Annotated in this window: 26 protein-coding genes and 1 tRNA gene; 13 read left to right on the forward strand and 14 right to left on the reverse strand. The window is 46.6% G+C overall.

The window, feature by feature from the left end:
* Nucleotides 1-4: 4 nt before the first annotated feature.
* From HZB61_15095 to HZB61_15110, 4 genes are all read right to left on the reverse strand, one after another.
* A complete protein-coding gene (locus tag HZB61_15095) occupies nucleotides 5-346 on the reverse strand; it encodes an STAS domain-containing protein (GenBank protein ID MBI5057935.1) in 342 nt (113 codons plus the stop codon).
* A gap of 51 nt (nucleotides 347-397) precedes the next feature.
* A complete protein-coding gene (locus HZB61_15100; protein ID MBI5057936.1) occupies nucleotides 398-763 on the reverse strand; it encodes a response regulator in 366 nt (121 codons plus the stop codon).
* A 3-nt stretch (nucleotides 764-766) separates the two neighbouring features.
* Entirely contained in the window at nucleotides 767-1,993 is a 1,227-nt protein-coding gene (locus tag HZB61_15105; GenBank protein ID MBI5057937.1) for a hypothetical protein, read from the reverse strand.
* Between the two features lie 320 nt (nucleotides 1,994-2,313).
* Nucleotides 2,314-2,997, reverse strand: coding sequence for a response regulator transcription factor (locus tag HZB61_15110; protein ID MBI5057938.1), 684 nt, complete (start codon nucleotides 2,995-2,997; stop codon nucleotides 2,314-2,316).
* A gap of 212 nt (nucleotides 2,998-3,209) precedes the next feature.
* On the opposite strand from HZB61_15110, the gene HZB61_15115 reads away from it, so the two are divergent.
* Together HZB61_15115 and HZB61_15120 are read left to right on the forward strand one after the other, a co-directional pair.
* Nucleotides 3,210-3,285, forward strand: a tRNA-Ala gene (locus HZB61_15115).
* 164 nt (nucleotides 3,286-3,449) lie between these two features.
* Nucleotides 3,450-3,863 carry a cupredoxin domain-containing protein gene (locus HZB61_15120; protein ID MBI5057939.1) on the forward strand — a complete coding sequence of 138 codons (414 nt, stop codon included), beginning with the start codon at nucleotides 3,450-3,452 and terminating at the stop codon, nucleotides 3,861-3,863.
* A gap of 19 nt (nucleotides 3,864-3,882) precedes the next feature.
* Here HZB61_15120 and HZB61_15125 read toward each other — a convergent pair whose 3' ends face one another.
* Nucleotides 3,883-4,752, reverse strand: a complete 870-nt coding sequence (locus HZB61_15125) for a M28 family peptidase (protein MBI5057940.1) — start codon at nucleotides 4,750-4,752, stop codon at nucleotides 3,883-3,885.
* A 115-nt stretch (nucleotides 4,753-4,867) separates the two neighbouring features.
* On the opposite strand from HZB61_15125, the gene rsmD reads away from it, so the two are divergent.
* From rsmD to HZB61_15150, 5 genes are all read left to right on the forward strand, one after another.
* Nucleotides 4,868-5,386 (forward strand): 16S rRNA (guanine(966)-N(2))-methyltransferase RsmD, encoded by a 519-nt coding sequence (gene rsmD / locus HZB61_15130; GenBank protein ID MBI5057941.1) that lies wholly within the window; start codon nucleotides 4,868-4,870, stop codon nucleotides 5,384-5,386.
* Between the two features lie 176 nt (nucleotides 5,387-5,562).
* Nucleotides 5,563-6,045, forward strand: a complete 483-nt coding sequence (coaD, locus tag HZB61_15135; protein ID MBI5057942.1) for a pantetheine-phosphate adenylyltransferase — start codon at nucleotides 5,563-5,565, stop codon at nucleotides 6,043-6,045.
* Between the two features lie 60 nt (nucleotides 6,046-6,105).
* Nucleotides 6,106-6,600, forward strand: coding sequence for a cysteine hydrolase (locus HZB61_15140; GenBank protein MBI5057943.1), 495 nt, complete (start codon nucleotides 6,106-6,108; stop codon nucleotides 6,598-6,600).
* 46 nt (nucleotides 6,601-6,646) lie between these two features.
* Entirely contained in the window at nucleotides 6,647-7,804 is a 1,158-nt protein-coding gene (locus tag HZB61_15145) for a nicotinate phosphoribosyltransferase (protein ID MBI5057944.1), read from the forward strand.
* Between the two features lie 66 nt (nucleotides 7,805-7,870).
* The gene (locus tag HZB61_15150) at nucleotides 7,871-8,734 is read left to right on the forward strand and encodes a DMT family transporter (protein MBI5057945.1); all 864 of its coding nucleotides are present in this window, start codon (nucleotides 7,871-7,873) and stop codon (nucleotides 8,732-8,734) included.
* A gap of 145 nt (nucleotides 8,735-8,879) precedes the next feature.
* On the opposite strand, the gene HZB61_15155 is transcribed toward HZB61_15150, so the two are convergent.
* A complete protein-coding gene (locus HZB61_15155) occupies nucleotides 8,880-9,638 on the reverse strand; it encodes a methyltransferase domain-containing protein (GenBank protein MBI5057946.1) in 759 nt (252 codons plus the stop codon).
* Between the two features lie 195 nt (nucleotides 9,639-9,833).
* On the opposite strand from HZB61_15155, the gene HZB61_15160 reads away from it, so the two are divergent.
* Nucleotides 9,834-10,568 carry a hypothetical protein gene (locus HZB61_15160; protein MBI5057947.1) on the forward strand — a complete coding sequence of 245 codons (735 nt, stop codon included), beginning with the start codon at nucleotides 9,834-9,836 and terminating at the stop codon, nucleotides 10,566-10,568.
* Nucleotides 10,569-10,698: 130 nt separating this feature from the next.
* Here HZB61_15160 and HZB61_15165 read toward each other — a convergent pair whose 3' ends face one another.
* The 3 genes from HZB61_15165 to HZB61_15175 form a co-directional block, all read right to left on the reverse strand.
* Nucleotides 10,699-11,121 (reverse strand): PIN domain nuclease, encoded by a 423-nt coding sequence (locus HZB61_15165; GenBank protein MBI5057948.1) that lies wholly within the window; start codon nucleotides 11,119-11,121, stop codon nucleotides 10,699-10,701.
* Nucleotides 11,078-11,344: a hypothetical protein gene (locus tag HZB61_15170; GenBank protein ID MBI5057949.1), complete on the reverse strand. Its 267-nt coding sequence runs from the start codon at nucleotides 11,342-11,344 to the stop codon at nucleotides 11,078-11,080. The genes HZB61_15165 and HZB61_15170 overlap by 44 nt, the downstream gene beginning before the upstream one ends.
* Before the next feature lie 176 nt (nucleotides 11,345-11,520).
* The gene (locus HZB61_15175; protein MBI5057950.1) at nucleotides 11,521-11,889 is read right to left on the reverse strand and encodes a hypothetical protein; all 369 of its coding nucleotides are present in this window, start codon (nucleotides 11,887-11,889) and stop codon (nucleotides 11,521-11,523) included.
* Between the two features lie 87 nt (nucleotides 11,890-11,976).
* On the opposite strand from HZB61_15175, the gene HZB61_15180 reads away from it, so the two are divergent.
* Complete coding sequence (locus tag HZB61_15180; GenBank protein ID MBI5057951.1) at nucleotides 11,977-12,429, forward strand: M67 family metallopeptidase; 453 nt, start codon at nucleotides 11,977-11,979, stop codon at nucleotides 12,427-12,429.
* 98 nt (nucleotides 12,430-12,527) lie between these two features.
* On the forward strand, nucleotides 12,528-13,415 hold the full coding sequence (locus tag HZB61_15185) for a universal stress protein (GenBank protein ID MBI5057952.1): 888 nt from the start codon (nucleotides 12,528-12,530) through the stop codon (nucleotides 13,413-13,415).
* Nucleotides 13,416-13,427: 12 nt separating this feature from the next.
* On the opposite strand, the gene HZB61_15190 is transcribed toward HZB61_15185, so the two are convergent.
* From HZB61_15190 to HZB61_15210, 5 genes are all read right to left on the reverse strand, one after another.
* Nucleotides 13,428-13,643: a cold-shock protein gene (locus HZB61_15190; protein ID MBI5057953.1), complete on the reverse strand. Its 216-nt coding sequence runs from the start codon at nucleotides 13,641-13,643 to the stop codon at nucleotides 13,428-13,430.
* 195 nt (nucleotides 13,644-13,838) lie between these two features.
* Nucleotides 13,839-14,288 (reverse strand): ribosomal protein S18-alanine N-acetyltransferase, encoded by a 450-nt coding sequence (gene rimI / locus HZB61_15195; GenBank protein ID MBI5057954.1) that lies wholly within the window; start codon nucleotides 14,286-14,288, stop codon nucleotides 13,839-13,841.
* A complete protein-coding gene (gene tsaB, locus HZB61_15200) occupies nucleotides 14,276-14,962 on the reverse strand; it encodes a tRNA (adenosine(37)-N6)-threonylcarbamoyltransferase complex dimerization subunit type 1 TsaB (protein MBI5057955.1) in 687 nt (228 codons plus the stop codon). Before tsaB ends, rimI begins: the two co-directional genes overlap by 13 nt.
* A gap of 115 nt (nucleotides 14,963-15,077) precedes the next feature.
* The gene (locus HZB61_15205) at nucleotides 15,078-15,710 is read right to left on the reverse strand and encodes a thioredoxin domain-containing protein (GenBank protein MBI5057956.1); all 633 of its coding nucleotides are present in this window, start codon (nucleotides 15,708-15,710) and stop codon (nucleotides 15,078-15,080) included.
* A 19-nt stretch (nucleotides 15,711-15,729) separates the two neighbouring features.
* The gene (locus HZB61_15210; protein ID MBI5057957.1) at nucleotides 15,730-16,902 is read right to left on the reverse strand and encodes a hypothetical protein; all 1,173 of its coding nucleotides are present in this window, start codon (nucleotides 16,900-16,902) and stop codon (nucleotides 15,730-15,732) included.
* Between the two features lie 113 nt (nucleotides 16,903-17,015).
* On the opposite strand from HZB61_15210, the gene HZB61_15215 reads away from it, so the two are divergent.
* From HZB61_15215 to HZB61_15225, 3 genes are all read left to right on the forward strand, one after another.
* Nucleotides 17,016-17,378 (forward strand): helix-turn-helix transcriptional regulator, encoded by a 363-nt coding sequence (locus HZB61_15215; protein ID MBI5057958.1) that lies wholly within the window; start codon nucleotides 17,016-17,018, stop codon nucleotides 17,376-17,378.
* A 44-nt stretch (nucleotides 17,379-17,422) separates the two neighbouring features.
* The gene (gene cadA, locus HZB61_15220) at nucleotides 17,423-19,381 is read left to right on the forward strand and encodes a cadmium-translocating P-type ATPase (GenBank protein ID MBI5057959.1); all 1,959 of its coding nucleotides are present in this window, start codon (nucleotides 17,423-17,425) and stop codon (nucleotides 19,379-19,381) included.
* Nucleotides 19,382-19,503: 122 nt separating this feature from the next.
* Nucleotides 19,504-20,955: a cytochrome c biogenesis protein ResB gene (locus HZB61_15225; GenBank protein ID MBI5057960.1), complete on the forward strand. Its 1,452-nt coding sequence runs from the start codon at nucleotides 19,504-19,506 to the stop codon at nucleotides 20,953-20,955.
* Nucleotides 20,956-20,972 lie beyond the last annotated feature (17 nt).

A 20,972-nucleotide genomic window follows, 5' to 3' on the forward strand; every position in this document is an offset into this window, starting at 1 on the left:
TCCGCTATATCCCCTTCCAGAGACAGCTCTTTTCCGACTCAATTGAACAACCAAAATTCCGGGAGTATCCTGTTTCCTTCACTACCTTTTTAAATATCTCCGGATAGCCGGGTGTCAGCGCAAAAGATTTTTTTGAAATCAACGAGGTCCTGTGAGCAGAGCAGAGGAGCTGAAGGCAGGCGAGGTCCGCGCTTTCAACATTTTTCAGATCAACGAACACGCTCTCGGCGCCCTCAAAAGATCTTGCCAGCGCATCCTTAAGCGCTGCAGCGCATTCTATAGTCATCTCGCCGCTGATGATGAGCGCCGTGTTCTTCCCCCGTTGTTCGATCTTTATGTCTGCCATGTTTTTCACCCTCCCATTTTGCAGGGTACGTTTCAGCCCCGCCCCTACAGGTCATTTCACAAATTTCTTTATTACCTCTATTAATTTATCAGGGGTAAAGGGCTTCACAAGCCATCCACTGGCGCCGGCCTGTTTGCCCTCCAGTTTCTTTGTTTCCTGTGATTCTGTTGTGAGCATTACAACAGGAGTGAACTTGTTTGACGGGCTGCTGCGGAGCTGTTTTATCAGCGTGATCCCGTCCATGTTCGGCATGTTCAGGTCGGTCACCACCATATCAACTTTGGCGCCGTTAAGTTTTCCCAGTGCGTCCTTGCCGTCAACAGCCGCGATCACATCGTACCCCGCGTCTTTCAGCGCAAAGGTGACAAGCTGCCTCATTGAAGCGGAGTCGTCAACTATAAGGATTGTCTTTGCCATGTCTCACCCCTTGTTTGTACCGGCAGGCCTGGTTGCGGCACCGCCTTTCCCTGATAATGTTTTCTTCAAAACGCTTCGCTCGGATTCCATCGTGTACATCTTTTCGAGCCATTCCGTATTGTTGCTGACGTTATCGAGTTCGTGGATCCTGCCGTCCATAATATTTGCGTTTTGCAGCATCTCTTCAATTTCCATTTTGAATTTTTCGAGAGGCTCAATTACATGCTCGATACGCTGTCTCGTGATATCCTGGAATTGCATTGATATGACCACGCTGCTGATATCTGATGCAAGCGCCTCGGTCTCGCGAGTGAGATAATCAAGGTGGGTTTTTACTGTGTCAATTGTTTCGTCGATTTTGCTCATTGTCTCTTCAACCACTGATGATGATTTTGCTGAAACAGTAAAACTCCTCGAGAGGCTTTCTTCCGAGTTTTTATAAATCTCTCTTGTGTCAGTCTCAATCTTTGTGATGAGTTTACGGATTTCCTCAGCCGCGGCATTTGACCTGTCAGAAAGTTTTCTTACCTCGTCGGCCACAATTGCAAAGCCCCTTCCGTGTTCGCCGGCGCGTGCAGCTTCAATGGCCGCATTAAGGGCCAGAAGGTTTGTCTGCCCTGCAATAAATTCGATCTCATCGACAACTTTATTGATATTGGCCGTGTCTTCACTCATTATTTTTAATTCGTTCATGGTCTGGCTGGCAAAGGCGATAGCCTCCTGCAAACTTTGTGTTACCTCTGAAAGGGCATTTTTGCTTAAATCGATAGCGCTGGTACTCTGATTATTTCCATCCCCTGTAAATTTCCCCAAAACAGCCGAGGAGTCAGCAGTATTCTTTCTTGCACGCTCAACCATATCCATGAATTTGGCGCCTATATCGAGGGCTGCGGACTCGGTCTGATCAGTCACCTCCCTGAGCTGGTTGACAAGTACGGGAATGAGCTGCGCTTTGTCATGAAGGGGCCTTTCGATAGGCTTTATCATCTCCTCGATTTCAGATAATTGTTGCTTCATCTGAAATATATGCTTATTGTTTAAGTTTCTTATGTGTTTTTTGACAAGAACATAGCTTGCCGCTAAGACCGCTAAAGCAACAACGGAACTGACGGTCATTCTGAGGTAGGTGTTGTTTATTAAGGAGGGGACTGTCAGCAGAATGAGAATTACGATTAATTGTGTATAGACCGTCCAGCGTTTGCTAACTGGATCTCTCGTTGGGTTTTTCATATCCCCACCTTGTCCTTAAATGAAATATCACTGTTTCCATAGTTCTTGTCCCTAAGTTCATTTAGAAAAGCAGGAGAGAATTTTTCATCGGGGGAGATAGAAAGGAACTCTCTCCTGCTTTCTTGCAAGTCATGTTAAATATGTCGGATATTCGACAGGTTCTCTATAGAGGGGCAATCCTGTTTTTTATTAGGGGAAATCTATTAAAAAATGTATAAGGGGAACCCCTATGCTGATTAAGGGGATGGATTGGGCCTTATTATCAGGCTAATAGTTCTATTTTATAGTAGGGGGACGAGGGAATTATTAAACGGTAGCGGCTACTTTGACTTTTCATTCATCAGCCATTGCACAGCGTGCAAAAACAAATTGCGTGAGTCGTTGAGGTTCATCTTCTTCTTGATGTGGTCCATATATGTCTCGATTGTTTTCACGCTGAGATTTAAATGTTCTGCTATTTGGCGGGTTTTCAGCCCTTTGCCGATAAGCTCGAACACCTCCAGTTCACGGTTGCTGAGACTTTCGATAGGGGAACTGTTAAGCACAGGTTGTTTAGCGATGAACTTATGTAATAATTTTGCGGCCAGGGTGTCGCTTACAAATATCTCGCCATTCAAGACCCTTCTTATTGCCAAGATCACCTTCTCGGGCGGTTCTTGTTTCATGATATATCCTTTTGCGCCTATCCTGAGACAGCGTTCAGCGTATAATGCTTCATCGTGCATGGAGAGAACAAGAGTTAAGGTTTCGGGGTTTTTATTTAAGAGGCTTTCGATGAGTCTGATGCCATTGCTTTGACCGAGAGAAATATCAATTATTATGAGGTCCGGATGACAGTCCTCAATAGCAGGCAAAGCTTGAGAAATATCACTTGCTTCTCCGCAAACAGTAAGGTCGTTTTCCTGGTTAATAAGAAGGGCGAGTCCCTGCCGGACTATTGGATGATCATCAACTATAAAGATTTTGTATTTATGGGTCGCGTGTTCCTTGTTATTATTGCTCATGATGTCTCAACTCAAATAATGTAAATTTTATTTTTAATATTAACACAAAAATCGCCTTTCCTGAAGGCATGCCAAATGACTGAGTAAAGTCATGCAAAGCACAAGATGGAATAAAATAGCTTAGGCGTATTGAAAAAAAGTTGTATTCTCCATTAAACTCTATATGGTTATTTTACTGTATATCTAAGATCGTTCAAATAATCAACAGCATCGGGGCTGTAGCTCAGTTGGGAGAGCGCTTGAATGGCATTCAAGAGGTCGACGGTTCGATCCCGTTCAGCTCCACCATTTATTTTCAAACAGTTGCATGTCACTTAAAACCAACCATGTACGGATGTTCGATATTATGCCGGGCCCAGCCTGATATTTTTGTTGCAAATTACAAAAAAAGTAGTATGCTTTTTCTTAAAGGGACGCAACATAAACTTTCCATAAGTGAAAGGAGAATGAGAATGAGAGCGGTTGGGTTATTGATTATATTTCTGATGCTAACAGGAGTTGTATTTGCCGGGGACAAGGGAGAGGCGGTAAAGGTTTACAAGGCGACTGTTGCTGCTGACGGTGTTCAGAGGATCGAGATCGTCGGCGGTGATTATTTTTTCGATCCGAACTATATAGTTGTAAAGAAGGATGTACCGGTGGAACTGATAATCAGGAAAAACCCCGGCATAGTGCCCCATAATATCGTGATAGCTTCACCGGATGCAGGGATGGAAATCAGGGATTCGCTGGACACGGAGAAGAGGACACTGAAATTCACTCCGTCTAAGACGGGCACATATCCTTTCTACTGCGATAAAAAGTTCCTGTTTTTTAAAAACCACAGGGAAAAAGGCATGGAAGGCGTTATCGAAGTTACCGATTAGCGGGCCGGCACAGATCAATTTATCTTCCCGCTATCTCCTCTATCGCTGATCTAATACCGAGGACGACCTTTGCCATCCGTTCATAATCGAGGACCTCAGGGACATCGCCGGTCCCGTGATATTGCGGGTTTCTGTAAAAGGCGGTGTCCGTCACCATAATTGCATTATAGCCGCATTTCCAGAAAGACCTGTGGTCTGAGAAGTCTGTTCCAGGGACGATCGGAAGGCCTGTAAATGACTCGGCGCGCAAGTCCGTTCCTTTTTTAAAGCCTTTCATCATCCTGTTCAGAAACGCTCTCGATCGAATATTACCGACAAGGGTTATAAAATTTCCTTCAGAGGGATAGAACCATCTGAGGAAGGGCAACGGGAAAAACTGGCTGTCCGGCCTGTCGGTGAAATACCCTATCATCTCAAGGCATATCATGCCTTCAACCTGAGCGCCCTTTTGTCTGAGGTCATGAGCGTATACATAACTGCCCTGATGCCTGCTCCTGAAAAAAGGAGGCTCCTCAAGGGTAAACGCGGCAAACTGAACGGTCCTGTCAAGCCGCGTGTCTTTTAACAGCCGAGCAAGCTCAAGCAGTCCCGCAATCCCGCTTGCGTTGTCATCCGCACCGGGAGTTCCGATCACCGTGTCATAATGAGCGCCTGCCACAAGGAGCTTCTCCGGCATCTTTTTGCCTCTGACCTCCACGTAGATATTTGCGTATGTATTTTCTTCAACTTTATACGGCTGCTCAAAGACATGATAACCGTATTCGCTGAATTTTGATTTAATATAATCAGCGGCCTTATTCAGCGCGCCGGTTTGTGTATAGGGGCGCGGGCCTATTTCTTTTGCGAGGAAGCTTACAGTCTCCCTGAGATGGTCCCTGATATCGAGCATGGATTGAATTTGGTCCTTATATTCTGTAAAAGTATAGCACTGGCCGTGAGGCGTTTTTGATTATTTGCACAAATTGGAAGGCAATCTGTTTTATACTTATGCGGCGGGTTTACCAATGAAAATATCGAAATCTTTAAGGCCGACATCCTCGAAGGTCCGGGAGGCTTTATTCAACATCCTGCGCGGCAGGACTGACAATGCCCGGTTCCTCGATCTATACGCGGGCACAGGCGCTGTCGGCATCGAAGCGCTCAAACACGGAGCATCGGAGGCGGTATTCGTCGAGGCAGGCAGGAGCAACGTCAAGGGCATCGATGAAGCCATCCACAAAAATCGTTTCGCTGAAAAGGCGAGGGTGGTAACAAAAAAAGTCCTGGCTTTTATTGACTGGGCTGAGATGAACGGGGAGGGCTTTGACATAATTTTTCTCGACCCTCCTTACCACACAGAGGAGATAATGGAGGCCCTGTCCGCGCTTGGAAAATCAAATATCCTGAAGGATGACGGGATCGTCGCCGCAGAGCATTTCACGAAAAAACACCTGCCGGATGCATTTGACAGGCTGCATAAGATCAGGGACTACACTTACGGCGACACGGTGCTCAGTCTTTATGAAGCTAAAAAGGTTTATTAGCCACGAATTGACTCGAATAAAAAAGATGCAACAGACAGTTACCATACTAATTTCAAAGACACACATGTTTTATTCGTGATTATTCGTGTTCATTCGTGGCAACTGTCTTATTCAGGATAAAAAAGAATAATGGTATTTCTTTATTAATCAGCTATAATTTACGACAGGAGCGGATGATGAGTAAAATTGCGATTTACCCGGGTACATTTGATCCTCTGACCAACGGCCACATAGACCTTATACAAAGGACGCTGAAGATCTTCGATGAGGTGGTCATCGCCGTTGCGCCAAGCTATAAGAAGCAGCCCTTGTTCACAATTGAGGAGCGGTTAAATTTCATAGAGGAATCGATCAGGGGATTCAAGGGGGCCAGGGCGGAGCACTTTAGTAACCTTCTGGTCGATTACACTAAAGATAAAAAGAGCATCGCCATCATCCGGGGCCTTCGCGCGGTGTCTGATTTTGAATACGAGCTCCAGATGGCCCTCATGAACAGGCGGCTTGACGCAAACATTGAAACAGTCTTTATGATGCCAAGCGAAGAATACACCTTTCTTTCGTCAACACTGGTCAAGGAAGTTGCGTCATTCGGCGGCTCTGTCAAAGGTTTGGTGCCTGAGATGGTCGAGAAGGCGCTGGTTGATAAATTCAAACAATAATGGAGAGTATAGGTGAATGGTGTCAGTGTCAGTAATAAGGAAGCCCTGATTGTGATAGATATGCTGAATGATTTTGTCCTTGAAGGTTCGCCTCTTGAGGTGCCGGATACGCGGAAGGTCATATCTGCCATTAAAAAAGAAATAGAGAACGCGCGCTCTAAAGGCGACCCCGTAATTTATCTCTGCGACGCTCACGACAAAGAAGATAGGGAGTTTGCCAAATTCGGCTGGCCTGCGCACACGGTTGACGGGACCAAAGGGGCGCAGGTGATTGATGAACTCAAGCCGCAGGGAGATGATATCGTCATCAAGAAAAAAAGTTATTCCGGCTTTTACAATACAAAACTCGAAGAGACCTTGAAGGGACTCAAAATAGACAGCGTCAGGCTTACAGGATGCGTTACCCACATATGTGTAATGTTCATTGCATTTGAAGCTGTGCTGCTGGATTACAAAGTTACAGTCGTTGAAAGCGGTGTTGCCGGGCTTGCAAAAGAAGACCACGATGCGGCATTAAGGATAATGAAGAACGTGCTTGGGGCAAAGATTTTATAGTAGGGGCGTTTCGCGAAACGCCCAACAAGATTGTTCTGGAGGAGGGATGTTCCATACTGCTGACCCGAAAGACATTTTAGACGGCAAAATAACGGACGTATATTTTGAGCGCACCATTAAAATACTGAAGGCCAAAAAGATAAACCCGGTTGTCAAGGCGGAGTTTATCGCAAAGACCCTTCCCGATGCCTGGCAGTGGGCTGTACTTTCCGGCATGGAGGAGGTCGCGTATCTCCTCAAACACGTCCCTGTCAAAGCGAGGGCGTTTAAAGAAGGCACGGTCTTTTACCCCTATGAACCGGTGATGGAGGTTGAGGGCCGGTATCAGGATTTCTGCGTGTTTGAAACTGCGCTGCTTGGGCTCATGTGCCAGGCTTCTGGCATCGCCACAAAGGCGGCGCGTTTTAAAAAGCTTGCCGAAGGACGCCCGGTAATCAGCTTTGGCGCACGGAGGATGCACCCTGTTTTGGCCCCTATGATAGAGAGGAACGCGTACGTCGGCGGATGTGACGGCGTGGCTGTCGGGAAGTCGGGAGAGATTATCGGCGAAGACCCTATGGGCACAATGCCGCACGCGCTGATAATTTGCATGGGCTCAACAGTCGAGGCCATAAAGGCATACGACGAGGTGCTTGCTCCAAGATTCAAAAGGGTCGCGCTCATCGACACATTCCTTGATGAAAAATTCGAGGCACTGAACGTGGCGGAAGCAATGGGAGAAAAACTTTTTGCGATGAGGCTTGATACGCCTTCTTCACGGAGGGGCAGCTTCTACCGCATCCTTCAGGAGGTGCGCTGGGAGCTGAATCTGAGAGGGCATAAAAAAATAAAGCTTTATGTGAGCGGCGGGATCAGGGAAAAAGATGTGCCGGAATTGAACCCCTTTGTTGATGCTTATGGGATCGGCACGTCAATAAGCAACGTGCCTGTTGTGGATTTCGCGATGGACATCATGGAGGTTGACGGCAAGTCTCTTGCGAAGAGGGGGAAATGGTCAGGCAGCAAGCGCGTGCTTCGCTGCGGGAAATGCAATACGCCGCTCATAGCCCCAAACGATAACAGGAAGCACAGATGCAAATGCGGCGGGAGATTCAATGACGTACTCACTCCCTTTATCGCCAAAGGTAAGGTTTCACAAAAGCCCCTGCCTGCAAAAGAGATAAGGGCTTTTGTTCTTGAGCAAGTGAAAAGGCTGGAGTTGTAATAAATATTTTTTGAGATCAATATTCCTTAATTTATCATTCTTCATTTTTTATCCTTTATTGTTTAAATGGGTTATTTAAAGATCATCATCGCAATCCTTATCTGGAGCTCGCTCGGGATCTTTATCAGGAACATCGGGCTGCCCAATGTCGCTATTGTTTTCTACTCCTGCGCCATCGCCGGGGTAATCCAGTGGATATTGCTGTTGCTGAAAGGGCAGTTCAGGAAGGACCTTGACATCGCAAACCGCGTCCACAAAATTCTGCTTCTCATTGCCATACCGGTATGCACTATTGCAAATACCCTGCTTTTTTATTTCGCGTTCAAGCACACGACAATAGCCAATGCCGTGCTGGCGCACTACACGGCCCCGATATTCGTCGCGATCTTAGCGCCCATATTTTTAAAAGAGAAGAGTCATAAGACAACGTGGCTTGCCATCGTCCTGTCATCCATCGGGTTGTGGCTTATGCTCTGGATGCCCTCATCAGGCGGGGCAGCGTCCATGAGCGTCAGCGAGCGTTACGGAATTATTGCCGGGGCCTGCTCAGGCATCGCATATGCCTTCCTCATACTGATACTGAGGGTTGTTGCATCGCAATATCTGTCCCTTGTTATCATCTTCCTGCAAAACAGCATAGTCGCCGTTTTACTCCTGCCGTTTGTTTTCACAATCCCCGTCTCAATGCAGTCATTGCCCTACCTGATTGCCATGGGCGTGCTTCATTCCACCATTGCCCCGCTGATTTATGTCCAGGGCTTTCAGAGCGTAAAGGCAAATGACGCCGCGATACTCGGCTACTTTGAACCCATAGGCGCGACCATATTAGCGTTTATCTTTCTCAATGAACTGCCGGGGCTGACCGCGCTCTTTGGCGGATCACTGATCCTGCTTTCGGGGTACCTGATCTTCAGGGACAGGGGGAAGTAGTAGGGCACTTTTGTGCTGTGGCACTATTTTTTTCTTTATTGCTTTTTTCACAGACTTTTTCAGTATTAAGGAAAGCTCAAGCAGTTCGAGGGCGATTTCAATGTTCTTGCCGTTAGGTTTCAAAGTCCGTTTTTTCTCCTGTGCTTTATATACTATTGCACTGTTTCTGGAACACAAAAATGTGCTCGTGCATTATGAGCAGAAAGTTGTACAGCTTCGACTTCTTCACCCAGAAGCCCGTTGCCCTGCAGTTGTGCTGGACTTTGATGATGTCCTCCCGCAAAACAAATCCCGCCTTTAAAAACCGCTCCATGGCTTTGAATGCGAGGGGAATGTAGAACTTGTTTCTTCTCGTATCGCCTATAAGGATGGCGCAGAACTTACCGGGTTTTAAAACCCTGAAACATTCACGAGCTACTTTTTCTATTTCATCACAGAAGGAATCAATGGAATGAATGTTCGACAGGTCTTCGTTAATCTTACCTTCCGAATATTTGATAATGTCCGCATACGGCGGATGAGTCAATACCAAATCAATTGATCCCTCTTCGATGACTTCAAGATTCCTTGCATCTCCAATAAAACAATCTTGAGGTTGCGAGTAGAGATAATCAAAATTCAATCTCTCCTGAGTAATCTTTATTGAGTTAGGGTTTATGTCAATGCCAATACCTCTTCTTCCTGTCAGCTTGCATTCAATCAATGTCGTTCCTCCGCCGACCATAGGGGCAAGGACCGCATTGCCTTCATTTAAATAGCGAAGGACCAAGTTGCGGACGACCTGCGGAGACCAGTTACCCCTGTAGTCGGATCTGTGGGTTGCCCAGTTGCCTCTTTTCGGAAAAGACCAAACTGTGGTGCATTCAAGGTCAAAGCTTTCAGGTTGAAGCTTCTTTACACCCACCGCCGCCTGCTTAACATTCTAATCAGGCTCTCAGGACGATCCTCGATCGTATGAAGTAATGTAAGACATTATTTGCAATACACGAAGACCGTCTGAGAGCCCTATTTTGATCGATCATTGATCGAATCGGGTGCAAATGTCAACAGACTATAAGTAACAATAAAAAACTTGAACGCTTTTGCTAAAATACCAAGCATGAAACAACATGAAGCAGTTATAAAGGTGATGCAAGATAATGGGGGATACGCAACTCTTGGCTTTTTGAATCAGGAAGTTCTAAGAGTAAAGGATTGCGAGTGGAGAACTAAAACCCCTTTTGCGAGCATCAGAAGAATTGTGCAGGACGACAGGTTTTTCTTCAGAATCAGACCGGGGTTGTGGGCTTTAAAATCTTTCAGGAATAAACTACCCGACAATATACTGCCGACAAAGGGGATGCCCAAAACAAAACAGGAAGAATTTAATCATACATACTATCAGGGATTGCTTGTGGAAGTCGGGAATTTAAAAAAGTTTAAAACCCATGTCCCAAATCAGGACAAGAATAAAATCTATTTGGGCCAAAGGATTGGCCAGATAACAACAGTCAGCGAACTTTATAAATTCACATATGACAGCATCCTTCAGAAAGCACGAACAGTTGATGTTAGCTGGTTTAATTTCAGGAAAATGCCGCATATGTTTTTTGAGATTGAACATTCAACAGATATTCAAAACTCTCTACTGAAATTTTTAGAGCTTCAAGATTTTTATGTGCAATTTTACATTGTGGCGGATAAAGCAAGAGAAAAAGAATTCGAGACTAAATTGTCTTTAAATGCTTTCACGCCGATTCTAAAGAGGACCCGATTTATGAGTTATGTCCAGTTGTCTGAATTGCACACAAGAACGTACGAGATTACAAGTTTAGAAAGCAGTCTCAATTTCTAACGCATCCGCCCCCAAATCTGTCGGCAACGATAGTGCAAAAGTACAGAAGTGCAATAGTCGGAAGCACAAAAAAGGGGTTCTGAAGTTTAAAGGACAGGGAAGATACGTGGTTGTAAGGTAAAGGTATTTATTACGCTTTCAAAATCTTCAACAGTTTTGCAGTTGTAAAAACCTCAATTCCTGAATGTTTAAAATCCCTGTCATTGCTCCAGACAGGAACTTTCAGCTTCATTGCAAGCGCAAGCAATTCTATATCGTCTTCATCCCTGCCTGACAATTTCCTGGACGCCTTTTGAATAAAATCTTCGTAAGAATGCTGAGGGTAAATTTTAATGGGAAGGAGTTTGAGCTGGGACTCAAGAATTTCTTCGCTGATTCCATACTGCTCCGCGATAACGCCAAGGTATTCTCTGACTTCGTCAATATTAAACTGTGTTGTTACGAAATCAATATCTTCTTTCAGAAATACGCGGAGCGCTGCCTTGCCGGCAACTGCGGAGAGGATGACGTTAGCGTCTGCGGCGAGTTTTTTTAAAGGCGTTGAAATCTGCAAGTAGTTTCCCCTCTGTTATTCCCTTTTTCTCAAGTGAACGGCCTACGAATTCACCAAGACGGACCAGCAGCTCTTTTCTGAGTTCCAAAGGAAAGCTCTCCGGATGTTCGATTGGCAGATAAAGTCCTGCTACTTTGCCATGCCTTGTAACAAGAACAGGCTCGTCGTCCTTAAAATAACTTGTAGCTTTGTCCCTGAATTCTCTGACTGTTGCCACCTTCATATTGCCTCCTGCAATAAGTTTAGCAAGTATATTTTGATTGTGTCAATAATTGTGACCACAAAACTCTACCAAAAGCAAAACAGTGCAGAAGTGCAATAGTGCAGAAGTGCAATAGTGCAGAAGTGCAATAGTGCAAAAGTTCAAGTAAATGAAAGATGTCAGCGCGGGGTGTGGCTTTAAGCGCTGGCGTTGCCTTTAGGCATGAACTCGGTCACTTCAACTTCCCCGGAATTGTTTTTGAAGAGATAGAAAGTCTTGTTGCAGGCTTTTTTATTGGGAACACAGATCTCCAGTCTTACCGGATAGCAGTTGCAGTCTTTATTATATTCTCCGCGTTCAATCACCTTGGCCCTGATCTGCTCGCCCGCGTGGTTGAAAAGGTAATAATTTTTCACAAGCTTAACAACATCTGCGTCAGAGGTAGTCTTCGATAACGTACATCCTGCAAAAAACAGGAGGGCAATTACTATGGGTAATAAACAAACAGCGCGGCGTGTCCTCATCACATTACAAATAGTCTTAAGAAGCGAATTGAATTTTCTCATGCATAGTTCTCCTTGTAACTCTCATCGGCAGTTTATTGAAAAACTTTACAGATAATTTATAATACCGTTCGGAAGAGGTTTAGTATTATGAAACTGAACAAAGACATCATCGAGGCCATGTTTCAACATGCCCTGAAAACATACCCTGAGGAATGCTGCGGAATTATAACGGGTGACGGGCATAATCAAACCGCGCATATGTGCGAGAATATTCAAAACAGGCTGCATTCGCAGGACCCCCGGGGCCACCCCAGGGACGCCCGCACGGCTTATGTCATTGACCGGAAAGAATTAGAGGGGATCATTTCAAGGGCAAAGGGGCATGGCGAAGGGGTTATCGCTTTTTATCACTCCCACCCTGAGAATGATGCTTACTTTTCAGAAGAAGACTTTACCGCTCAAACCGTATTCGGAGAGCCGGAATTCCCCGATGCCCTGCACATAGTGATCTCGGTGAGAAGCGGAAAGATCCACGACTTGAAATGTTTCAAATGGGACAGGAGCAAACAGGGCTTCCTGACAGTTGAGGGTTGTATTTAAATCAGTCAATTAATAAATCCGGCAATCAAAAAACGTGATACAATTTACATAGAAGCTCGCTTTTATTATAAACACTTAACCGGCGGGAGGGTGTTGAGATGAAGATATTGCTTGCCACGGACGGCTCGGAGAATTCCGAGGGAGCGGCAAAGTTTTTAACAAGGTTTAATCTTTCCTCTGATGATGAGGTCCTGGTCTTTCACGCTGTAAGCTGGACGCCTCTCATGAGTGAAATGGAGGCCTTTTACGTTAATGTCAAGGGGTTGATGGAGGAAATCGTACCGGGGATCCTCAAATCAACCGCTGATATTCTCAAACCGGTAAAAGCAAAGGTCAGCACGTCATCCGTTGAAGATTTCCCTGACAAGGCTATTGTAAATACAGCCGGCGATTCGGGAGCAGACCTTATAGTCATGGGGGCAAAAGGCCGCAGGGGTCTCGAATCACTCATTGTCGGGAGCGTTACAAAACTGGTTGCCATCAAATCGCCTGTGCCAGTCCTCGCAGTTAGACCTCCGCAGTGGAAAGAGACCGGGAAGCTGAAGGTCCTCTTTGCCTCGGACGGCTCCATATATTCAGATGCGATGGGCAAGACCCTGGCCTCAATCCCGTTTCCCGCAGATACAGAGGTGACGGTACTGAATGTGGTGTCTTCCGCGCTCTCGGATATTCCGGAGAGGTTCGCGTTTGGAATAAATGAAAAAATCAAGGAAATGGTTGCGAACACAAGAGAGGCTGAATTTAAAGAATCTGAAAAGATAACTAAAAAGGTCCGTGAATATTTAGGCGGACGGTTTTCAAAAATCGAGGAGCTGTCAAAATCCGGGGACCCCTCGATAGAGATACTGAAGACAGCGAATGACATAAACGCAGACATCATTGCCGTTGGAAGCAGCGGGATGAGGGGCATCAGGGGGATGCTCGGCAGCGTGTCACGGTATGTCCTGAATCATTCGATGTGCTCTGTTTTAATAGGGAAGACCTGAGGGGAGTTATTTTCAATCCACGACAACTACGTTTTGCGCCTGGCTGCCTTTTGGACTTTTAAAGATTGTAAATTTTACCCTGTGGCCTTCTTTTAATGAGCAGTCGTTGCCTTCGCAAAGGACAGCGCTGTAATGGACGTAGATCTCTCCGCCTTTATCGCGGGCAATAACGCCGAATCCTTTATTGTCATCAAACCATTTAACAATGCCTGTTTCGAGAAGTTTCACGCAGATGGCCTTTCTTGGCGGAAACAAATAGAGATACCCTTCCCGGGGCAATCACTAATCGTAAACCGGAACAATCTTTCCCTTCACCACTGAATACTCAGTATTAGACTTTTTAACAACAGGCATACCATTGTCAAATATATTATTGTTATGGAACCTTAAGATTTGTTTATTTAATGCGGCGGGAGCAGTTATTTAATGGATCTCAAGCTCCATCAACAATGCGTCATCGGCAGGCTTTTGGTAGTATCCTTTTCGTGAGCCGGTTATGGTAAAGCCGAATTTTTCATACAGCTTTATGGCCGCAGTGTTTGATTGCCGGACTTCGAGTGTGAGCTTTATGCCGGGCTTTGAGCGTTTCAGTTCTTCGATGACCGCGCGCAGGAGCATGTCCGCCACACCTTTGCGTCTGTGTTCAGGCAATACCGTAATGTTCAGCAGATGCGTCATATCGAGTATTGTTCGCGCGCATGCATAGCCGATCACCCGGTTTTCAGAAACAGCAGCTTTCAGGACCGCGTCCGGATTTCCGATCTCATATTTGAATGAATTTAAAGACCACGGGGTTGTATAGCAACGGGTTTCAATGGCATGGACCTGCGGCAGGTCGGCAAGGGACATAGCCCTGATCGTTATCCCTTCCAACGGAGCTCTGCCTCAGACTTGCGTATATAAAATGGGGCGAGACTCACAGTGTCTGCTGTTATGCCCTCTTTTAATTTCTCCACCGCTATTTCCGCGACAGTCGAGGCTGACGGCGACATTCTCGATGGAGGGGCAAATACGGCAAACTCCTTCACGGTATCCAGGATAAGCCCTTTATAAATCTTCACTCCTTCACCCATGAACACTGTGGGCCCATTAATTTTTTGCAGCAATTCAGCAGGGCTTATAGCGGTTTCAGGCAGCACCTTTCCGCAGGCGCCTCCGTCCCAGCGATAGAGTCCCGCATAAACCTCATTTCTTCTTGCATCAAGCATCGGGCATATTGTGTATGAACAGAAAGGGAGTGTTCTCGCGAATGCGTCAAGGGTCGGCACCGGCACAAGCGGTTTGCCTGTCGCATACGCAAAGCCCTTTGCCGTGCTGAGGCCGATCCTGAGCCCGGTGAAGGAACCCGGTCCGATGGATACGGCAAAGGCGTCAATTTCATTTATTGAGATGCCGGCGGCGTTCATCAGCCACTGGATAGAGGGCATCAGTCTCTCGGCATGAACGACTTTAACGTCCACCCTTATCTCTGCGATAAGGCCGGTGTTATCGTCGAGTATCGCAATGCTGCCTGCGACTGTTGCGGTTTCAATGGCAAGAATTTTCATTTTAACTTTAAGCCACAGAGGACACAGAGATAAAAATTCAGTCCGCAGATTACACAGATTTCACAGATAATAATAAGATTTCATTAATCTGCGATATTCATCATCCTCGGTATGGCTAATGACCTTTCAAAATACTCTTTATTATTGTAATCACATTTTCTCTGAAGGCGTCCACATTGGGTCCGGCCATGCTCGGGCTTACCTTAAGGTTGCCGGCAATTATCAATGTGGGTGTTTCCTCGATATTGTAAGTCTTCATCATTATTAACGCCTCGCCGATATCTTTGGCCTTTTCTCCCGCCCTCAGCCTGCGGCTGAAATCAAAACCGAGCCCAAGCTGCGTGCCTATGTTTTCCAGGACCTCAACGTCGCCGATTTCTTTCTTCTCAAGAAAAAAGGAGTCGAAGAGCGCCTTCTTCATCTGTTCGCCCTTGCCGGACTCCTCGGCAAGCAGGTAAGCCTCTCCGGGTTTCGGAGAACCCTTGCCCCAGAAGACCGGGACGATCTTCCATTTGATCTTTTTAGGAAAATTCCCTTTTATGACCGGGACAGATTTTTCAAATTCATAGCAGTGCGCGCAATAGAAGCTGAGAAATTCAACCACCTCAACCTTTTCCCCGTCGAATGTAAATTTACTTTCCGGCAATTGGGTGTATGCGCCCTTAATTGATGAACTGTCAACCGCGTATGCAGAGAATGGCAGCATGACTAAAAATAGTAATGTTACCAATAACTTTTTGAAAATCATTTCTTTCCTCCTGAGTCTATTAATGTTTGATCTTTTCCCTGTAAACATTGTAATTGAAATCAGGGCTGTTGTCCTTTGTGTGACATCTCAGACAGGCTGATTCTGTAACAGGCGTTAAGGATTTGTCAAAGTCTTTGAGATGTTCTTTGCCCGGTCCATGGCAGACCTCGCACTGGACATTGGCGAGGTCAGGAGTGGTTTGAAAGCTGTAAAATCCGCCTTCCTCTCCAAACCCGACAACGTGACATTTTATACACTCAGGGTCTTCTGACTTTCCCACCCTTTCAAGGCTTGCAAAAGCGCCCGCATGACGCGTGTCCTTCCAGCCCTCAACAAAAGGCTGATGGCATTCAGCGCATTTTGCCACTCCGAGATAAGTTGTTTGTGCCTGCGGAGGTCTTGCGGATTCCTTAAAAAGCTTTGCGACCAGGGCGTCATAGTCGTTTAAAATACCGCGCACCGCCGTATCTTCTTTTATATCATTACCGAGGGGCTGCCATCTGTGCTTGAAACTGCTTACCTTCCCCGTATGGTCCATGATCTTCAGGGCCAGGACACCGAGGTTCTTTCCCTTCGGGTAACCGGCCGTGACAATCGCGCCATCTACTTTAACGGGTTCATCGAGTATCTCGCCGGATGAAGTGATAATCACGTCCCATCCTTTCACGTCTTTTAATCCGGAAACAGGGGTGTCCGTAAGAAGGATATTCAGCTTGCCCTTTTGATAATCCGCAGGACCAGAACCTATGTTAATGCCGGCCGTGCCCCTGATTACTGGAATTGATCGTGTTTTGGAAACGGCGGGTATTTTATATTTTTGCAGCAGGGGGGAGATAAAATCATCGGGGGACAGCTTCGCTTTTTTCATTAATGCGACCGCGTCATATTTCATCATATTAAATGCCTTGAGCATGGCCCCGGTCTTTAACCTGCCCTGCGGCGTATCATCGCCGCTGAAATTGCCGGAGTCGATCAAGACGTAAGGGGACAGGTTTTTACCGTTTTCAGAGATATAACCGGCAAGCCTTGCCACGCCGCCGAAGTCGGTCTTGGGAGAACAGCCGCACGGTTCAAGCTCGCCCTGAAGGCCTCCGGTATAAAGGATAGTCAATACTTTCTGGTGCCCGTGAGAAGCCAGCGGAGTTAGGACAATCAGCATGACCAGGTTGAGCAATAAAATATTTTTCAGCATCGGTATATTTTAACAGTAAAAAATATTTTCTCAAAGCTTGCCGGGTAATTTTGACAGTAATCAGGTTAAATGATATACTTGAACAAGTGAGCAAGTAAAGAAAGGAGTCTGCAATGCCGCCTAAAAAGAAGCAGGATGTCTGCCAGGTAAAAACCATAGACAAAAAGAAGGTCAGGGCCGTTAAGAAGGTGATGCTTACCGACAATGAAGCGGGTAAGCTGTCGGAGACGTTTAATGTTCTGGCAGACCCCACCCGCACAAAAATAATACATGCCCTTTCAGAGGAAGAGCTTTGCGTATGCGATATTGCAAGCATACTCGGCATCAGCATCTCAGCGGTTTCGCACCAACTGAGGACCCTGAGGAACATGCGTCTGGTAAAATTCAGGAAAGAGGCCAGGATAGTTTACTACTCGCTGGTTGACGCGCACATTAAGACATTGTTCAACCAGGGGTTAAGACACGTAAGAGAATAGAAATGTAGAGGCGAGGCGCTGCCTCGACTGGGAAGTTAAAAGTCATGAGCCGGATCAAACTACAGACCGAAACAAATTCCTGCGGCAGCAACGAGAGGACCTGCTCGTGCTGTGCGGTTGACTTCCTTGAAGAAAAGCCCCCTTTCTGGAAACGCCGGACATTGATAATCAGTATCTCGACGGGGCTGCTCTTATTGTCCGGTTTGTTAATTAACTTCCTGACCTCATACCATTTTGCCGCTCAGTTGATATTTATATCAGTTGTAGCAGTGGCGGGAAAAGATATTTTGAAAAAGGCGGTCCTTTCGCTTTTTAAATTGCGGCTGGACATGAATTTTCTCATGAGCTTAGCGTCGTTCGGGGCCTTTTTCATCGGGCACGGCGAAGAGGGCGCTGCGGTAATTTATCTCTTTTTCGTCGCGGAGTCCCTGGAAGCATACGCGGGCGATAATGCAAAGAAATCGATCAGCCAGTTGCTGAAACTGGCCCCTGAGACCGCGAGGGTAAAAAGGGACGGAAAAGAGACCGAGCTCCACACTCATGAAGTTGAAATAGGAGACATCGTTGTCATACGCCCCGGTGAAAAAATCCCTATGGACGGCAAAGTCATTGCCGGGCGGTCATCCGTCAACGAGGCGACAATAACAGGAGAGTCGTTGCCGGCAGACAAGTTCGAGGGGGATGAGGTTTTCGCGGGCACTATGAACGAGGACGGCTATCTTGAGGTCGAGGTTGACAGGAAAGCGGAGGACACTGTCCTTTCCAAAATTGTAAGGATAGTTGAAGAGGCTGAAAGACAGAAATCAAAGACTGAAAAATTCATAGACAGGTTTGCCCGTTATTATACCCCCGTAGTGATCTCCCTGGCATTCGCAACGTTTTTCATCCCCGCGTTCATTCTCGGTTATCCGTGGCATGACTGGTTTTACAGGGCACTGGTCCTTCTGGTCGTGTCCTGCCCCTGCGCAATGGCGATCTCAACGCCGGTTGCCATGGTCTCAGCAATATCAAGCGCGGCGAGGCACGGGGTTTTAATTAAGGGGGCAACGTTTATCGAAGAGTTGAGCAGGGTAAAGGCTTGCGCGTTTGATAAAACCGGCACGCTGACAAGGGGCAGGCTTGAAGTGGCGGATGTTATCGGTTTTAACGGTCATTCCGGGCAGGAGGTCCTCTCCATCGCCGCTTCCCTGGAAGCTCGCTCGCAACATCCCATCGCAAAGGCCATACTTGCCAGAGCGCATAAGGAAGGCATCCGGCTGAAGGAGATAGATAATTTTATGTCGGTTAAAGGTAAGGGAGTGCAGGCCCTGATAAACGGCAATACATATTATGCGGGCGCAAGGAACCTCTTCGATAATTTGTCCATCAACCTGCCTGACGAACTGCCGGGGCTGGAGAAGGAAGGAAAGACCTCTATTTTTATTTCAACCAGGGAGCAGGCAGTGGGAGTAATAGCGCTGGGAGATATGGTCAGGCAAAACGCGCATGAGATAATTACGCACCTTAAGAATGCAAACATAAGAACGGAGATGCTGACCGGTGACAACAGGAAGGTCGCGGAGGCGTTGGCGGACACGATCGGAATTGACGGATATCATGCTGAGTTGTTGCCTGAAGACAAGGTCAGGGTTGTCGAGGAACTCGCCGGCAAATACGGCTCTGTTGCAATGGTCGGCGACGGCGTTAACGACGCGCCTGCGCTTGCAAAGGCAAATGTCGGGATAGCCATGGGCACTATCGGCTCCGACGTTGCCATAGAGACAGCGGACATCGCATTGATGCATGATGATCTGTCCAGGATTGATTACCTCATATCGTTAAGCAGAAAGACCATGCAGGTTGTTAAACAGAACCTCACCGTCTCAATTCTCATCAAGGGAAGTTTTACTGTCCTCGCCTCTCTGGGGTTTATCAACCTCTGGATCGCAGTCGGGGTGGGTGACATGGGCCTGAGCCTCGCTGTTATCTTAAACGCTATGAGACTGACGAGGGTAAAGGCGTAAAGACCGGGAGTGCGCATTCACAAATTCTTCATAACAACCCTGTATCCTATAAAATGTCAATTTGCCCTGCTCACGTTGACTTCATAATTTATGAAAAGCTATATTAAATGTCGGAGGTTTTTTTGGAAGAGAAAGAAAAGAAAGATATATTCGAGTCGGTCTGGAGTTTTTTAGCGTCCGTAAAACTCGCTATCGGCGTTTTCATCATTATAGCCCTTTCTTCAATAATCGGCACCATTGTTGAACAGCAGGCTGAGCCCGCAAAAAATATTGCACTGCTCGCGAAGTTTTTCGGCGATTCCGCCGCGCCGTCGGTTTACAACGTTTTCGCGAAACTCGGTTTCATGGATATGTACCGCTCGTGGTGGTTTGTAAGCTTCCTGATAATTTTCAGCATTAACCTCATCGTCTGCACAATCGATAAATTTCCAAAGACATGGCGCCTCGTGAAAAACCCTTTGAGGCCGCTGCCGGAAAACGTACTTAAAACCCTTCCCGTAAAAAAGGAAGTAAAATTTAAGACCCACCTCAATATAGCAAAGGACGAGTTCGTAAACATCCTGAATTCATCAAGATACAAATTCCTTGAATCAAAGGAAGAAAATTCCGTACAGCTTTATTCCCAGAAAGGCAAGTATGCCCGCTTTGGGTTTTACATCGTGCATGTGAGCATCATCCTGATTTTAGTTGGCGCCATAATCGGGGCGCGTTTCGGGTTCACCGGATTTCTGAATCTTCCCGAAGGGCAGGTTTCTGACATGGCGTTTTCACAGGACGGCAAGACAATCCCCCTGGAATTTTCAGTCAGGTGCAACTGGTATGATACGAAATATTATGAAGGCACTGATACGCCCATGAAATTCCAGAGCGAACTGACAGTGATTGACAACGGCAGCGAAGTCATGAAAAAGATCATTGAGGTCAACTCCCCGCTCAAGTACAAGGGGATCACCTTTTTCCAGTCAAGCTACGGCATGGTCCCAAACGCGGTGGGCACTTTTGTCCTGGACATTACCCCGAACGGCGGCCAGTCAACCAAAGTGCAGCTCAGACCAGGTGGCTCTTTTGAAGTCCCGGGCACCGGGATCAGAGGCACTGTTGTTAATTTTTCACCAGCGCTTACACAGGACAGAAACACCGGCGCGTTGACCACATATTCAGATAACATGGTTAATCCCGGAGTAGCAATACAGTTCAGCATCCCCGGTATGCAGCCTTTTACCGGCTGGGTCCTGAAAAGATATCCTGAAACAGGCGCGCTGCCCGGAGGCCATTCGGTCAAATTCGCAGACTACCAGGGCGTGGAATACACGGGTCTTCAGGTATCAAAAGACCCCGGCGTGATCTTTATTTATATCGGCTCTATTTTAATGGCGATCGGTTTGTACGTTGCCTTTTTTATTAGCCATAAAAAGATATGGATAAATCTTGCGCACGAATCCCAGGGCGGCAAAGGCCCGGTCAGGGTAACTGTCGGGGGAAATACAAGCAGGAACCGGCTTGCATTTGAAAAGGAAATAGAACATATCTTATCAAAGGCTTCTGAAGCTATAGAAGGAAGGAGTAAAAAATGAGCAGTTCACTTTTTTTC

The organism is Nitrospirota bacterium (genome assembly GCA_016214845.1).
Lineage (GTDB): Bacteria > Nitrospirota > Thermodesulfovibrionia > UBA6902 > UBA6902 > SURF-23.

Excerpts from the sequence above, each read along its gene's own strand:
- HZB61_15100 (MBI5057936.1), bottom strand. The coding sequence starts at position 763 with ATGGCAAAGACAATCCTTATAGTTGACGACTCCGCTTCAATGAGGCAG.
- HZB61_15160 (MBI5057947.1), top strand. The coding sequence starts at position 9,834 with ATGAAACAACATGAAGCAGTTATAAAGGTGATGCAAGATAATGGGGGA.
- HZB61_15215 (MBI5057958.1), top strand. The coding sequence starts at position 17,016 with ATGCCGCCTAAAAAGAAGCAGGATGTCTGCCAGGTAAAAACCATAGAC.
- HZB61_15125 (MBI5057940.1), bottom strand. The coding sequence starts at position 4,752 with ATGCTCGATATCAGGGACCATCTCAGGGAGACTGTAAGCTTCCTCGCA.
- cadA (MBI5057959.1), top strand. The coding sequence starts at position 17,423 with ATGAGCCGGATCAAACTACAGACCGAAACAAATTCCTGCGGCAGCAAC.
- HZB61_15150 (MBI5057945.1), top strand. The coding sequence starts at position 7,871 with ATGGGTTATTTAAAGATCATCATCGCAATCCTTATCTGGAGCTCGCTC.
- HZB61_15105 (MBI5057937.1), bottom strand. The coding sequence starts at position 1,993 with ATGAAAAACCCAACGAGAGATCCAGTTAGCAAACGCTGGACGGTCTAT.
- HZB61_15095 (MBI5057935.1), bottom strand. The coding sequence starts at position 346 with ATGGCAGACATAAAGATCGAACAACGGGGGAAGAACACGGCGCTCATC.
- coaD (MBI5057942.1), top strand. The coding sequence starts at position 5,563 with ATGAGTAAAATTGCGATTTACCCGGGTACATTTGATCCTCTGACCAAC.
- HZB61_15170 (MBI5057949.1), bottom strand. The coding sequence starts at position 11,344 with ATGAAGGTGGCAACAGTCAGAGAATTCAGGGACAAAGCTACAAGTTAT.
- HZB61_15205 (MBI5057956.1), bottom strand. The coding sequence starts at position 15,710 with ATGATTTTCAAAAAGTTATTGGTAACATTACTATTTTTAGTCATGCTG.
- HZB61_15175 (MBI5057950.1), bottom strand. The coding sequence starts at position 11,889 with ATGAGAAAATTCAATTCGCTTCTTAAGACTATTTGTAATGTGATGAGG.
- tsaB (MBI5057955.1), bottom strand. The coding sequence starts at position 14,962 with ATGAAAATTCTTGCCATTGAAACCGCAACAGTCGCAGGCAGCATTGCG.
- HZB61_15180 (MBI5057951.1), top strand. The coding sequence starts at position 11,977 with ATGAAACTGAACAAAGACATCATCGAGGCCATGTTTCAACATGCCCTG.
- HZB61_15185 (MBI5057952.1), top strand. The coding sequence starts at position 12,528 with ATGAAGATATTGCTTGCCACGGACGGCTCGGAGAATTCCGAGGGAGCG.
- HZB61_15110 (MBI5057938.1), bottom strand. The coding sequence starts at position 2,997 with ATGAGCAATAATAACAAGGAACACGCGACCCATAAATACAAAATCTTT.
- HZB61_15145 (MBI5057944.1), top strand. The coding sequence starts at position 6,647 with ATGTTCCATACTGCTGACCCGAAAGACATTTTAGACGGCAAAATAACG.
- HZB61_15120 (MBI5057939.1), top strand. The coding sequence starts at position 3,450 with ATGAGAGCGGTTGGGTTATTGATTATATTTCTGATGCTAACAGGAGTT.
- HZB61_15210 (MBI5057957.1), bottom strand. The coding sequence starts at position 16,902 with ATGCTGAAAAATATTTTATTGCTCAACCTGGTCATGCTGATTGTCCTA.
- HZB61_15140 (MBI5057943.1), top strand. The coding sequence starts at position 6,106 with ATGCTGAATGATTTTGTCCTTGAAGGTTCGCCTCTTGAGGTGCCGGAT.
- rsmD (MBI5057941.1), top strand. The coding sequence starts at position 4,868 with ATGAAAATATCGAAATCTTTAAGGCCGACATCCTCGAAGGTCCGGGAG.